Consider the following 12,659-nt stretch of genomic DNA (forward strand, 5'->3'; position numbering starts at 1 on the left):
CGATGCCAGATCGGTGCTTTTTTGTTTGAAAAAGAGGGAAATGGAGGTGTTGGGATGCAGGCCTTGGACAAATCGCGCCGGGAAGACTATATGGCGGAAGATGTAGAGAATCTGGAAGAGCCGGAATTTCGGTTTGCCCTGATCGGGATGGTGTTGTGGTTGATGGCAGTGGGTGTCTATGTTCTCTTGGTCAGGTTTAACTGGATTCAGGGTTTGTAGAGGAAATGGTTGTAGGATCGGGTTGAAAGCGCTCTCTTGCTATCGGAGGCAGGAGAGCGTTTTAAAATAGTCCTTGTCGAAAAAAAGAAAATTTTCCGACAGGAGATTTCGCTATTCGACAAGACGTTGCCGTATGGAAGGAGATTGTAATCGATTTCACATGTCGATAATTGACGAAATTAAAAAAATGGTTAATAAACACTTAAAATTAACCCTATTGAATAAATGATTGAAATCTAGTAGCATAAAATACTGATCAGGATTACACAAACTGGATGTAGGGAGGCGACATTGTGGAAGAGTACTCCTTTTGGGAGGAGATCCTCAAACGATTGGACCGCGGGGAGTCGCAAGCCTCCATTGCCCAGTCCTTGGGGTGGACACGGGGGCGGTTTCGATACCGGCTGCAAAAATTTCAGGAGAGCCAGCGGCAAGCCCAACGCGAGATGGCCGCTGTCATGACTGAAAAGTCACACGTCCCCCATCGCTTGGAGAAGCTAGAGATATGGATGGATGAGTCCTGGTCGAGAGAAGGAATCGCGGATCGCTTGGTGCTGATGACAAAGGATCCCTGGACGGTGTTTGCCTACTGGACCGTTAGTGCTTCGCGCAAAGAGATGGTACAAGAACATTTTGAAACCGGCTGGGATCAACTTCCTTGGATGTTGCGCTTATCGGATGTCACCGACATGGAATATGACGGGCATTATGCTCATCAACAGATGGCTGTGTCGATTCATCCTTGTGATGATCACTGGTACTTTCGCGGTATTCAGCCCGGGCGTCGATATATAGCGGAGTTGGGTACACGAACCATTCGGGATGATTTTTTCGTACTCTTGCGCTCCAATGTTGCGGTTACGCCTCCCGTCGCCGGAGAGCAGGAGGCAAGCTCCCGTCGATTCGTTCAGGTAAGTGAGCCCAAGCGGCCGTCCGGAACGACGGGCAGGACAGGCCACCCGTATTTCCCCTCTCAAGATATTCCCTGGTCTGAACGTTTCAACGGTTATTCCCTGGAAGAGCGGGAGGGCAGATAAACGTGGCGGAAGGTTACTTTTCTCTTGTGTTGCATGCGCATCTGCCCTATGTTCGTCATCCGGAACAGAAAGATGTGCTGGAGGAACGCTGGCTCTTTGAAGCGGTGACGGAATCTTACATACCCTTGTTGCAAACCTTTCAGGGGTTGATCCGGGACGGAGTGGATTTTCGGGTGACCCTCTCCCTCAGCCCGACCTTGGTGTCCATGTTGGCGGACCCGCTGCTTCAGGAGCGGACATTGCAGCATTTAAACGGCCTGGTGGAACTATCCGAAAAGGAAATCGCGCGAACAGAGAAAATGCCAGAATTTCATTCGTTGGCCCAGGAGTACCACCAGCGTTTTTTGGCCATTCGTCAATTTTTCCTCCGGTATGACGGCAATCTGCTCCTGCCGTTCAAGGAACTGATGGAACAAGGGAGAGCGGAGTTAATTACCTCCGCGGCCACCCATGCCTTTTTGCCGTTGGTATTGACGGAAGAAGCGGTTCGGGCCCAACTGGCCACTGCCGTCGAAACACAGGAACATCACTTCGGTGTCAGGCCCCAGGGGATCTGGCTGCCGGAGTGCGGCTACTATCCAGGACTGGACCGTTTATTGGAGGAGCAAGGACTTCGCTATTTTTTCACGGATGCCCACGGACTGAAACAAGCACAGCTGCAACCCGCTTTCGGTCTTTCTTCCCCGATAGTCACCCCTCGCCGTATAGCTGTGTTTGCCAGAGATGAGATGGCTTCCCAGCAGGTGTGGAGTTCCAAAGAAGGATACCCCGGGGATGTGGATTATCGGGAGTATTATCGCGATATCGGGTTTGATCTGGATTGGGAAACGATTGGCCCCTACGTTCATCCCGACGGCATCCGCATCAATACGGGCATCAAGTATTACCGGATTACAGGAAAAGGTGATCACAAAGAACCGTATCATCCGGGGTGGGCCCGGGAGAAAGCAGCTTCTCATGCAGGCCATTTTCTGCACCTGTTGACCCACAGAGTAAAAGAAGAGCGTCAATCGATCGGCCGCCAACCGGTGATTACCGCCCCCTACGATGCGGAGTTGTTTGGACATTGGTGGTATGAGGGACCGGCCTGGATCGACCTGTTGCTACGTAAAATCCACTATGATCAAACAACGGTCAAAACGATCACCCCCACGGAATATTTATCTCTCTATCCCGATTATCCGGAAGCCAATTTGAATATGAGCACGTGGGGCCGGCACGGTTATGCAGATGTTTGGTTGCGGGAGGAGAACGACTGGATTTATCCGGCGCTGCACCGGGCGGAAACGCGCATGGTGGAGATGGCGGATCGGTATGCGGGAACGAAGGAGCCTCTCAGAAAACGCGCACTTAACCAAGCAGCCCGGGAGCTAATGTTGGCTCAAGGAAGTGACTGGGCATTTATCATGGATGGAAAAACCATGGTGGAGTATGCGGTAAAACGAACGAAGCATCACATCAACCGGTTTCAACGGCTGGCCGATATGGTGGAAACGGGGGAGGTGGATGAAGAGGCGCTGTCGACGCTGGAAGCCTTGGATCCCATATTCCCCAGGTTAAATGCAGCTCATTACCGATCCCGGCGGTCCGATGAAGTCCGGATACAACATCCGCACCGTCCGCGTCTCTTGATGCTCTCCTGGGAATTTCCTCCGATGACGGTGGGCGGTCTTTCCCGTCATGTGTATGACCTTTCTCGTCATTTAGTCAAGATCGGCTGGGAAGTGCACGTATTGACGACAGAGGTGGAGGGCTATCCCCATGAAGAGGAGATCCAGGGGGTGCACGTGCATCGTGTCCATGTGATGCGCCCATTCGGTGAGGAATTCATCCACTGGGTTTTTCAGCTCAATCTGATGATGGTCGATGCATGCAACATGCTGATCAAAGACGGACTGCGGTTTGATTTGGTTCATGCCCATGACTGGCTGGTGGGTCAGGCGGCCAAAACAATCAAACACCGCTTCGGTATCCCGTTGGTCGCAACCATTCATGCGACAGAACACGGCCGGAATCAGGGCATCCATTCGGATCTGCAACGGAAAATCCATCATCGGGAATGGAGTCTCACTTATGAAGCCCAGCGTGTGATTTTGTGCAGCAACTACATGAAACAAGAAGTGGAGCAGTATTTCCAGCTGCCCGCTGACAAGCTGGATGTGATCCCGAACGGGGTGGATCCGGATCAATTGGTGCTTCTGCATGCAGGGGATGGATCTTTGGAACCCTTTGCGATGGAACATGAGCGCATCATTCTTTTTGTTGGCCGCTTGGTACAGGAAAAAGGGGTGCAAACCCTTTTGGATGCCGCCCCCTCGATTCTGAAGGATTTTCCCGAGGCCAAATTCGTGATCGTTGGCAAAGGGCCGATGAAGCCGGAACTGGAATCCCAGGCTCGTTCCCTCGGGTTGGGAGACAAAGTGTTGTTTACGGGTTTTATTTCCGATGAGGAACGCAACCGACTGTTGGCTACCGCAACGGTTGCTGTTTTCCCAAGCTTGTACGAACCTTTTGGGATTGTGGCCCTGGAAGCCATGGCCGCCGGCATTCCCGTGGTCGTATCCGATGTAGGAGGACTGGCAGACGTAGTCGAACATGAACGAAACGGATTAAAAATGTATCCGGGAGATGCTTTTTCCCTGGCTTTACAAGTTCGCTCGATCCTGTCCTATCCGGATCGGGCGCAACGATTGGCTGAAGCGGGGAGAAAAGAGGTATCCCGCTTTGATTGGCACCGGATTGCGGAACAGACCGACCGAGTGTATCGAAACGTGTTGGGAAACGCCGCCCTTTCCAGCGGAAAGCAAGAGATTGCAGCCGCCATGGATGGAAAATGACAGAGGATAGAGAAATTTGGGTCAAAGTGAGAGGAGAAATGCATGGATGAAAGCTGTAATCATGGCTGGTGGAAAAGGAACCCGTCTGCGTCCGTTAACAAGCCGACTCCCCAAACCGATGGTGCCGTTGTTGAACAAGCCTTGCATGGAGTACATCATAGAGCTGCTGAAGCGTTACGGTATTACGGACATCGCCGTCACTGTGCAATATTTGCCTCAAGTCATCCAAAGTCACTTTGGAGACGGCTCCGATTACGGCGTCCGTCTGCACTATTTTGAGGAATCTTCCCCGTTGGGCACGGCGGGCAGTGTGAAAAATGCGGAATCGTTTCTGGATGACACCTTTATCGTGATCAGCGGGGATGCTCTGACGGATTTTAACTTGGAAAGAGCGATTGCCTTCCATCGGGAAAAACAGGCTCTGGGAACCCTGGTGATGACACGGGTGGAAGTGCCTTTGGAATACGGCGTTGTGATGACGGATGCGACAGGAAAAATCATCCGCTTCCTGGAAAAACCGAGTTGGAGCGAAGTCTTCAGCGATACGGTCAACACGGGGATTTATGTGTTGGAGCCTGAGATTCTTTCCCTCTTTAATCGTGGAGAGGTTTTTGATTTCAGCAAAGATTTGTTTCCGATGATGCTGGATCAGGGACTGCCTTTGTACGGGTATGAGGCGGAGGGATACTGGTCTGATATCGGCAATTTGACCCAATACCGGAAAACGCAGCTGGATATGATGGACGGCCGTGTGAATGTTCGAATCCCGGGGACGGAAATCCAGCCCGGGGTCTGGGTTGGACAGGATTGCTCGCTGGATACCGAAGCGGAGTACACGGCACCTGTGATGATTGGAGATGGGACTGTGATCCAACCGGGAGCCAAAGTGGGTCCTTATGCCGTCTTGGGTCGTCATAACCGGGTCGGAAGCGGTGCCGAGATTTTGCGCTCTGTGGTGTGGAACCGGACGTATATCGGGGAGGCAGCATCCTTGTCCGGTACGACCGTTACCCAAGATGTTCGTATTGGGACCGGAGCCCGGTTGGCGGAAGAATCCGTCGTCGGTACCAACAGTAGGATCGGCGAGATGGCGTGGCTGCGATCGGGAGTAAAATTGTGGCCGGAAAAACGGGTAGCCCCTTCGGCAGTTCTCTCGTCATCCTTGGTATGGGAACAGGGGGCCGAAGCGGAACTTTTCGGCAGTGACGGGATCAGCGGCTTGATCAATATGGACCTCACCCCGGAAAAAGCGGGCAAAATTGCTGCGGCTTTTGCTTCCCTGTTCAAAAAAGGCTCCGTGATTGCCGTTACTACGGATGGGGATGATTTTGGGCGGATTTTGCGATATGCGGTCACGGCAAGCCTGTTGGCTGCAGGGCATCATGTCCGGGACGGGGGAGAGATGCCTGCACCCGTCGCACGGTTTACCGTTTTACATCTCTCTTGTGACGCAGGCATTCATCTGCGGAGATCTTCTGTTGCCGGCGAAGAAAAAGTGGTGCTGCAGTTCTTCGATCATCAAGGGCTTCCTATTGACAAAGGGTGGGAACGAAAAATAGAGAACGCCTTTCTGCAGGAGGAAGCGTTGCGTCCTGCAGAAGGAGGTTACGGATGTTTGGAGCCAGTGAATGGGATGATGGAAGCGTATCGGCGGGAAGTGCTGCAGGAGGTGGATGTGGCAGCCATCCGGGAACACGGGATCAAAGTGGTCTTGTATGCAGCAGATTCCCGGGTATTCTCTGTCGTGCAACCGCTCTTGGGCGAGTTGGGCTGCCGTGTGGTGACTGTGATCGGCGGAAACGGTCAGCTGAGTCAGGAAGTAAAAGACAACAGGGCCGACCTGGGGATTGCTATCGATGGGAGTGCACAATCCTTTACCTTGTTTACGGAGACGGGGCGTATTGTGACCGAAGCAGAAACGGTCATGCTCCAAACCCTGTTGGCAGTCTCCCGTCAACAGCAAGTACCGGTTCCCGTCACCGCTCCTTCCGCCTTGGAAGAGTGGTTGGAGCAATCCGGAATTCAAACCCTCCGCACCAAAGGAAATCAACGGGCCATCCTTTCCCCGGGCAGCCGGCGGGGTGTGCAAATCTTTTTCGATGCTTGCAGCACCTTGGCGGCGTTGCTGGCCTACAGCACTTCACGCAAGCAGACGTTGCAACAGATTATCGAAGCGTTGCCGCTGGTCCATATGCAGACAGAACGGGTTGCTTGCCCCGTCGAGGCCAAGGGCCGGGTCATGCGCCGGCTGATGGAAGAGATGAAGGGGCGCCGTCTGGAGCTGATCGACGGCATCAAAGTATTGATGGAAAACGGATGGGCGCTGATTTTGCCCGATGAAGAAAAAGCGTATTTCCAGGTCGTGGCTGAAGGAACAACGGCAGAAGCGGCAGATGCGCTGGTAGCGATGTATAAGGAAAAAATATTACTCCATCAGCGGTAAAGCAAACGACGAGCCATTCATGTATGCTGCCTCCACTTAGGTGGGGGTTTTTTGTTTGGGCGCTCATTTTTTTTCGAGGATTGTGACAAGGAGTGTTTGGGGTACGTATAAAGACAGTAAAGGTTTTCATGGAGGCCGAGGTGTCCATAATGGAGGGTGAAGGGAGAGGTGTCCATGTTGAAACAGTTGCACGAGGTGCTCGAGACGATGCGCCTGCCCAACGGAGCCTATATCGCCAGCCCTTCCAAGGATTACTCTTATGTGTGGATCCGTGACGTGGTGTATACGGTGTTACCGTACCTGACAACCAATTGCACTCGTTATCAGAAAGCCTATCACGCGTTGCTGGATCTGTTCCGCAAATACGAGTGGAAGATTGACATTCACACCAAGAAGAAACCCATCTATCTATATGAGTATATCCACGCCCGGTATCGGAAGGATCTCACGGAAATCGATGAGCCATGGGGTCATGCGCAAAACGATGCCATCGGGGCATTTTTATGGGGGGCGGCACAAGGTGTACGCCAAGGCAAGCCTGTTTTACGTGATGAGAAGGATCGGGAAATCCTTCAGAAGTTGGTTCGTTATCTGGGGTGTGTAGAATACTGGGATCACGCGGATAACGGCATGTGGGAAGAAAACATGGAGGTGCACGCTTCCAGTGTAGGAGCGTGTGTGGCCGGTATGAAGGCGGTTCGTCTGCTGGTGGATGTTCCGGATGAGCTGATTCACAAAGGTGAAAACACGCTCCAACTGTTACTGCCGCGAGAAAGCGTTACCAAGGAAACGGACCTGGCATTGCTGTCCTTGATCTATCCCTATCAGGTGGTGGATCGGCAAATGGCCCATCGCATCCTGGTGAAAGTGACAGGCAAACTGGCACGGACCTACGGCTGTATTCGCTATCAGGGTGATCAATATTACAACGGCGGCAGCGAGGCGGAATGGTGTTTCGGTTTTCCATGGCTGGGTCTGTGCTACTCGGTGCTTGGCAACGCAGCCAAAAGGGAAAAGTACTGGAACAAAACCAAAAAGATTCTTACAGAGGATGGCCGGATTCCCGAGTTGTATATCGGGGGAACCGATCAGCCCAACGGAAATACCCCGTTGGCTTGGGCGGTATCCATGGTATCACTGTTGCAGAAGCATATGCCGGAAGAGGCGTTGGTAGGAGCGGAATAAAGCTCGACAGGAGTGCCCCCGTTATCGGGGGTTTTTTCCATGAACGGTTTAGATAAGTTGCAGTTTCATGGATAATAAGAAACATGGCGGGAATGAAAGGATGAGAATGTACGATGTCTTTTTCGCCTCCTCCTGTTCTCCAAATCGTGGGCTACTCCAACTCCGGCAAAACAACTTTGCTCACAAGTCTGGTGTCTCATTTGACCGATCTAGGCTTTCGGGTAGGAACCATCAAACATCACCATCGGGAAATGGAAATGGACAAGCCTGGTAAAGACTCCTGGAAGCACCGGCAATCGGGAGCACACCGGACGGCACTCCTCGCTGCCAATCAAGCAGCTGTCTTTTTTTCACAAACGCTGGCATTGGAAGAATGTTTGTTTTACTTTGCCGATCTGGATATTGTCCTGGTGGAGGGGTATAAGTGGCTCTCTTACCCCAAGCTGGTCATGATGAGAGGCGCGGAAGACCTCCCGTTACTTCAACAACTGACCAATATTCGCGGTATCGTGGTGGAAAAGAGATTCCCTGATCTTCCGTGGGATCAGTACGGGGAAGACGAGTTGGATCGCATCGCGAAGGAGGTACTGCTTCCAATCATTCATGATGGAGGAAGAAAGCGGGGAGAAGGGTGACTTCCAATACATCCTATCTTGATAAGAGATGCATCTTGATCAGAAGGTTGAATAGAGAGGCTGTAGGTAAGGGGCTTTCTTCATCAGAGAAACGCGTTGCAGGGAGTTCTCAGTCTTTTTCGGCATTTCTGGTACAATACCCTTGAAGCGGTAGTGAAAACTCGGATGAAAGGGAGAGGGAGATGCCGTTTTATCATCGGTTGGGCAATATTCCACAGAAGCGTCACACGCAGTTCCGCAAGCCGGACGGCACGCTGTACCGGGAACAAGTGATGGGAACCAAGGGCTTTTCCGGGATCCAATCCATACTGTATCATCACTATCCGCCGACGCAGGTGAGCCGGGTGGAAAAAGTGCGCGATTGGACGATTCCCGTGGAGGAGTCCGGGGCTAACCGCCATCGTCATCTGAAAAGTTTTGACGTGGCACAGCCGGAGAAAAACGACCCGGTAGACGGTCGTGTATATCTGTTAGCCAATGAGGATGTGGTGATCGGGGTAGCAGCCCCCACAAAACCGATGGACTACTTTTTCCGCAATAGCGACGGGGATGAAGTGCTGTTTGTGCATGAAGGGGAAGGGGAGCTGCAAACCGTTTTCGGTACACTGACCTATAGGCCCGGGGATTATATGGTGATTCCTGTGGGAACCACCTACCGGTTGGAGATGAAAAGTGAACGGAGCCGTTTTCTGGTGATTGAGACCACGGGAGAGATCACGCCTCCGAAGCGATACCGAAATGAGTTCGGTCAATTGATGGAACACAGTCCCTATTGCGAACGGGATATTCGTGTCCCTGAACGGCTGGACACCTGGCTGGAAGAAGGAAGCTTTGAAGTGAGGGTCAAAGCACGCAATGCCCTTCATTCCTACACCTATGATTTTCATCCCTTTGATGTGGTGGGATGGGACGGCTATCTTTATCCCTGGATCTTCAACATCGACGATTTTGAGCCGATCACGGGACGCATTCACCAGCCGCCACCGGTGCATCAAACCTTTGCCGGACCCAATTTTGTGGTCTGTTCCTTTGTGCCGCGGCTGTATGATTATCATCCGGAAGCGATTCCGGCGCCCTATTACCACAGCAATGTAAACAGCGATGAAGTGTTGTATTATGTGGATGGGAACTTTATGAGCCGTAAAGGAGTGCGGGAAGGTTCCATCACCCTTCATCCCAGCGGCATCCCTCACGGTCCCCATCCGGGGAAGACAGAGGCCAGCATCGGAAAAGAGCGGACGGAGGAGTTGGCGGTGATGATCGACACCTTCCGCCCCCTCCATGTGACCCAAGCGGCGCTGCAAGTGGAAGACCCGGACTACATGTACAGCTGGCTCCCATAACAGACCCGATTTTCACGACAAAGGATGTGGCACTATGAACATCGATCCGAAACAGCAGGAAAAGTTGGCCAATTACAAGTTGTTAATCGGCAGTGTCCTGCCACGTCCCATCGCTTTTGTCACTTCGATGAACCGGCGGGGAGTGGTGAATGCCGCTCCCTTCAGCTTTTTCACCGTGATGAGCGATGATCCGCCGATGGTGAGCATTACCTGCATGCGCAAACCCGGCAATCTCCCCAAGGATACCGCCCGCAATATTGCCGAAACCGGGGAGTATGTCATCCATGTGGTGGACGGGGAGAATGTCCGTCAGGTCAACCAGACCTCTACGGATTTCCCCCCGGATGTGAGCGAGGTGGAAGCAGTCGGCTTCGATCTTTTGCCCAGCGAAAAAGTACGGGTGCCCCGCATCGCCCAAACGAAGATCCAAATGGAGTGTCGGCTGCATCAAATTCTGCCGATGGGCGGGACCGTCGGTGCGCCCAATGCCGATGTGGTTATCGGGGAAGTGGTGATGTTCCATATCGATGATGCGTTGTATGAGGCAGGACGCATCGACACAGCCCGTTTGGACCCGGTGGGCCGTCTGGCCGGTGTCACCTATGGCAAGGTGGGTGAGACGTTCTCCTTGCCCCGTCAGAAATATGCAGAGTGGGTGGAACAGAAGAAAGAAAGATGAAAAATTGGGCAACGGATTCAACCCGTTGCCTTTTTTGATGAATGTTCAAAAATTTCCTTCTATACGGTTGATACTAAAGGACTCTATAAAAAGAGGAGATTATCTTTGACTGCAACTCAAGCGGGGTTCCTTACCAACACGCCGCTCGGGTACTGGTCGCCCAGAAACCGAACGGAGCGCGGATCAGCAAGAAGGAGTCCACTGGGTATTGCACCTGTTGTCAGGGGAGTAAGTCTCCCCCTGTCCAGCCGACCCACGCCCAAAAAAGTCCGCCTGCGTATGTCAGAAGCAGATAGGTGAACAGGGCGATTCGTTCCTGTTGTCTTCCAAGCTGAATGCTTTCCCAATTTAGGGTGGAAAACGTGGTAAAAGCGCCGAGAAATCCAGTCCCCAGAAGCAGCATGGCGGTGGTGGAAACGCCGATTCCCCACAGCCCTCCGAGTAAAAGAGACCCGATCCAGTTGACGGTCAGGGTGCCCCAGGGAATCTGCGCAGACCATCGTCTCTTCACCCAGTGGGTGAGAGTGAAACGGGCGATCGCACCCAAAAAACCTCCGAAGCCAACCAGCAGTGCATGCCACATCAAGTTAGTCCCTCCTTTTCAGCAGGACGGGAACCAAGTCCGACGCGGAAGCCGAGCCAAGCCATTGCCAATCCTCCTGCAAAGCTGAGGAACAGATATAACCCGGCGATCGCCCAACGTCCGTTTTGGAGCAGCTGGAGAGTTTCTACACTGAAAGTGGAAAAGGTGGTAAAGGATCCGATCAACCCCGTTCCGACACTGCTTCGAACCGATTCCGGCAAAGCTTTGGCCCAGCGGCTCGTGTTCCACCATCCCAGAACAAAGGACCCGATCCCATTGGCGATCCATGTAGCCAACGGAAAACCAGCAACCCACCCGCCTATCACAACCAGGCCCAAACCGTATCGCAGCCATGCGCCGATTACACCGGCACAACCGATGGCCAATATCTGCATGGTTTCAACGCTCCCGTTTATCTTATGCGTCATATTGGATCCACAACAGACAACTCCTGCCCCCGCCGGCAGGAGTTGTCATCTGGCAAAGGATGGGGACCCATACCCACACCTTTCACCTTCAGTGTAGCCTATTTGAGACGGGAGGATCAAACACTCCTCCCTTAAATTTGTGTAAAAATCGGGTGAAAAAAATCTGAAAATAAACAAAAAAGCCCTTGCATATTTTGTTTCACATGTGTATTATATAACACAAATACAAAGACGGAAATTGTACTAATACAATCATGCCGCCATTCCATTTACAACGATTTTTGGGAGGGTTACGTTATGCAACAGCCGGAAACCCTGAAATACCGCGGAATGTATACCAAAGTTCCGGGAGATCCTTCCCGCTGGCGCAAATGGGAAGAGATGGGGTGTGCCTTGTTGGACGAAGAAAACAAGTTGGCCGAACAGGTACAATGGACAGGGGGAGAAAACCGGTTTCCCCGCGCTTTTCAAATGCTGGCCCCAGGGGGAACCGTCGTTCTGGGAGCAGGAACCAAGGGGCATCATTACACCTTTATGGGGAAACCGGGAACGAAATCGTCGGAAGCGATGCTGAAACAGGCGGAGATGGAACGGGGAGAGAGTGTGCTGCTCTATTACGGTATTCAGGGTGAGGCCGTGGACACGGTAGGTTTGGCCATGATGGAGACCGCTGTTACGCTTGGCGGGCGAGTAGGGGTGCTGTGCCGGACGACCGAACAGAAACGGTTTTTGGAAACCCGAGGCTATATTCACAACCTGTGCGGCATTTTGACCTTGCCGGAAATCCGGGCACAACATCCTCGATTCGACTGGCCGCCGTCGATGCCGGCACTTGCGGATGCCCGCCGTCAACCCCGGGAACACGCATTGTTATGGGAGTTGTATCTGACCCGTACGGTGCAGCCTGTGATCAAAGAAGTGAAACGGCTGTTTCAGATGTCAGGTTGGGTGGATCTCGTGATTGAACGGGCGGCCCAGGACGCATTGGGAGTCAGTGTGGCATTGACCCATCCGGACAAGGGGCGGATCGTCTACGGTGAAAACATGGCCGGACGCCGGTACAGCTTCTATGCCCCCTGGATCCAGGAAAGCCGCCGCCGGGTGATTATGCCTGCTGCCGTGATTGCGGGGAATGCGGTAACTTCAGCGCAGCAAGATGCGGAACCGAAGTATGAGGAATCCACTGCCCATTTGGGATGACGACTCGTCACGAACGGGCTGTTGGACATAGAAAGGATCAAAATGATGACAAAGTCTAGTAAAAGCTCTT

General features: G+C 52.7%; 11 protein-coding genes. 9 read left to right on the plus strand and 2 right to left on the minus strand.

Annotated features, from left to right (window positions below; translation table 11 throughout):
• Positions 1 to 54 precede the first annotated feature (54 nt).
• The 8 genes from IEW70_RS15830 (at position 55) to IEW70_RS15865 (ending at position 10,378) form a co-directional block, all read left to right on the plus strand.
• Positions 55 to 219 (plus strand): hypothetical protein, encoded by a 165-nt coding sequence (locus IEW70_RS15830; RefSeq protein WP_188648893.1) that lies wholly within the window; start codon positions 55 to 57, stop codon positions 217 to 219.
• Positions 220 to 512: 293 nt separating this feature from the next.
• Complete coding sequence (locus IEW70_RS15835) at positions 513 to 1,256, plus strand: DUF4912 domain-containing protein (protein WP_188648894.1); 744 nt, start codon at positions 513 to 515, stop codon at positions 1,254 to 1,256.
• Positions 1,257 to 1,258: 2 nt separating this feature from the next.
• A complete protein-coding gene (locus IEW70_RS15840) occupies positions 1,259 to 4,093 on the plus strand; it encodes a 1,4-alpha-glucan branching protein domain-containing protein (protein WP_188648895.1) in 2,835 nt (944 codons plus the stop codon).
• A 46-nt stretch (positions 4,094 to 4,139) separates the two neighbouring features.
• Positions 4,140 to 6,536, plus strand: coding sequence for a sugar phosphate nucleotidyltransferase (locus IEW70_RS15845; RefSeq protein WP_188648896.1), 2,397 nt, complete (start codon positions 4,140 to 4,142; stop codon positions 6,534 to 6,536).
• Between the two features lie 174 nt (positions 6,537 to 6,710).
• Positions 6,711 to 7,721: a glycoside hydrolase family 15 protein gene (locus tag IEW70_RS15850; protein ID WP_188648897.1), complete on the plus strand. Its 1,011-nt coding sequence runs from the start codon at positions 6,711 to 6,713 to the stop codon at positions 7,719 to 7,721.
• A gap of 113 nt (positions 7,722 to 7,834) precedes the next feature.
• Entirely contained in the window at positions 7,835 to 8,356 is a 522-nt protein-coding gene (gene mobB / locus IEW70_RS15855) for a molybdopterin-guanine dinucleotide biosynthesis protein B (protein ID WP_188648898.1), read from the plus strand.
• A 182-nt stretch (positions 8,357 to 8,538) separates the two neighbouring features.
• Positions 8,539 to 9,699 carry a homogentisate 1,2-dioxygenase gene (locus IEW70_RS15860; RefSeq protein ID WP_188648899.1) on the plus strand — a complete coding sequence of 387 codons (1,161 nt, stop codon included), beginning with the start codon at positions 8,539 to 8,541 and terminating at the stop codon, positions 9,697 to 9,699.
• Positions 9,700 to 9,733: 34 nt separating this feature from the next.
• Entirely contained in the window at positions 9,734 to 10,378 is a 645-nt protein-coding gene (locus IEW70_RS15865) for a flavin reductase family protein (protein WP_188648900.1), read from the plus strand.
• Positions 10,379 to 10,598: 220 nt separating this feature from the next.
• Here the strand turns inward: IEW70_RS15865 and IEW70_RS15870 are convergent, their stop codons facing one another.
• Positions 10,599 to 10,961, minus strand: a complete 363-nt coding sequence (locus IEW70_RS15870; protein WP_188648926.1) for a fluoride efflux transporter FluC — start codon at positions 10,959 to 10,961, stop codon at positions 10,599 to 10,601.
• On the minus strand, positions 10,961 to 11,356 hold the full coding sequence (locus IEW70_RS15875) for a fluoride efflux transporter FluC (protein ID WP_188648901.1): 396 nt from the start codon (positions 11,354 to 11,356) through the stop codon (positions 10,961 to 10,963). The genes IEW70_RS15870 and IEW70_RS15875 overlap by 1 nt, the downstream gene beginning before the upstream one ends.
• A 330-nt stretch (positions 11,357 to 11,686) precedes the next feature.
• Here IEW70_RS15875 and IEW70_RS15880 point away from each other — a divergent pair, with 330 nt between their 5' ends.
• Positions 11,687 to 12,589 carry a hypothetical protein gene (locus tag IEW70_RS15880; RefSeq protein ID WP_188648902.1) on the plus strand — a complete coding sequence of 301 codons (903 nt, stop codon included), beginning with the start codon at positions 11,687 to 11,689 and terminating at the stop codon, positions 12,587 to 12,589.
• The last annotated feature ends 70 nt before the right edge of the window (positions 12,590 to 12,659 follow it).

Origin of the sequence: Marinithermofilum abyssi, from assembly GCF_014641195.1 — a bacterium.
Classification (GTDB): domain Bacteria; phylum Bacillota; class Bacilli; order Thermoactinomycetales; family DSM-45169; genus Marinithermofilum; species Marinithermofilum abyssi.

What these genes read in the sequence shown, in the direction of transcription:
- IEW70_RS15830 (WP_188648893.1), top strand. Translation starts at nt 55, where the DNA reads ATGCAGGCCTTGGACAAATCGCGCCGGGAAGACTATATGGCGGAAGAT.
- IEW70_RS15845 (WP_188648896.1), top strand. Translation starts at nt 4,140, where the DNA reads ATGAAAGCTGTAATCATGGCTGGTGGAAAAGGAACCCGTCTGCGTCCG.
- IEW70_RS15850 (WP_188648897.1), top strand. Translation starts at nt 6,711, where the DNA reads ATGTTGAAACAGTTGCACGAGGTGCTCGAGACGATGCGCCTGCCCAAC.
- mobB (WP_188648898.1), top strand. Translation starts at nt 7,835, where the DNA reads ATGTCTTTTTCGCCTCCTCCTGTTCTCCAAATCGTGGGCTACTCCAAC.
- IEW70_RS15860 (WP_188648899.1), top strand. Translation starts at nt 8,539, where the DNA reads ATGCCGTTTTATCATCGGTTGGGCAATATTCCACAGAAGCGTCACACG.
- IEW70_RS15865 (WP_188648900.1), top strand. Translation starts at nt 9,734, where the DNA reads ATGAACATCGATCCGAAACAGCAGGAAAAGTTGGCCAATTACAAGTTG.
- IEW70_RS15870 (WP_188648926.1), bottom strand. Translation starts at nt 10,961, where the DNA reads ATGTGGCATGCACTGCTGGTTGGCTTCGGAGGTTTTTTGGGTGCGATC.
- IEW70_RS15875 (WP_188648901.1), bottom strand. Translation starts at nt 11,356, where the DNA reads ATGCAGATATTGGCCATCGGTTGTGCCGGTGTAATCGGCGCATGGCTG.
- IEW70_RS15880 (WP_188648902.1), top strand. Translation starts at nt 11,687, where the DNA reads ATGCAACAGCCGGAAACCCTGAAATACCGCGGAATGTATACCAAAGTT.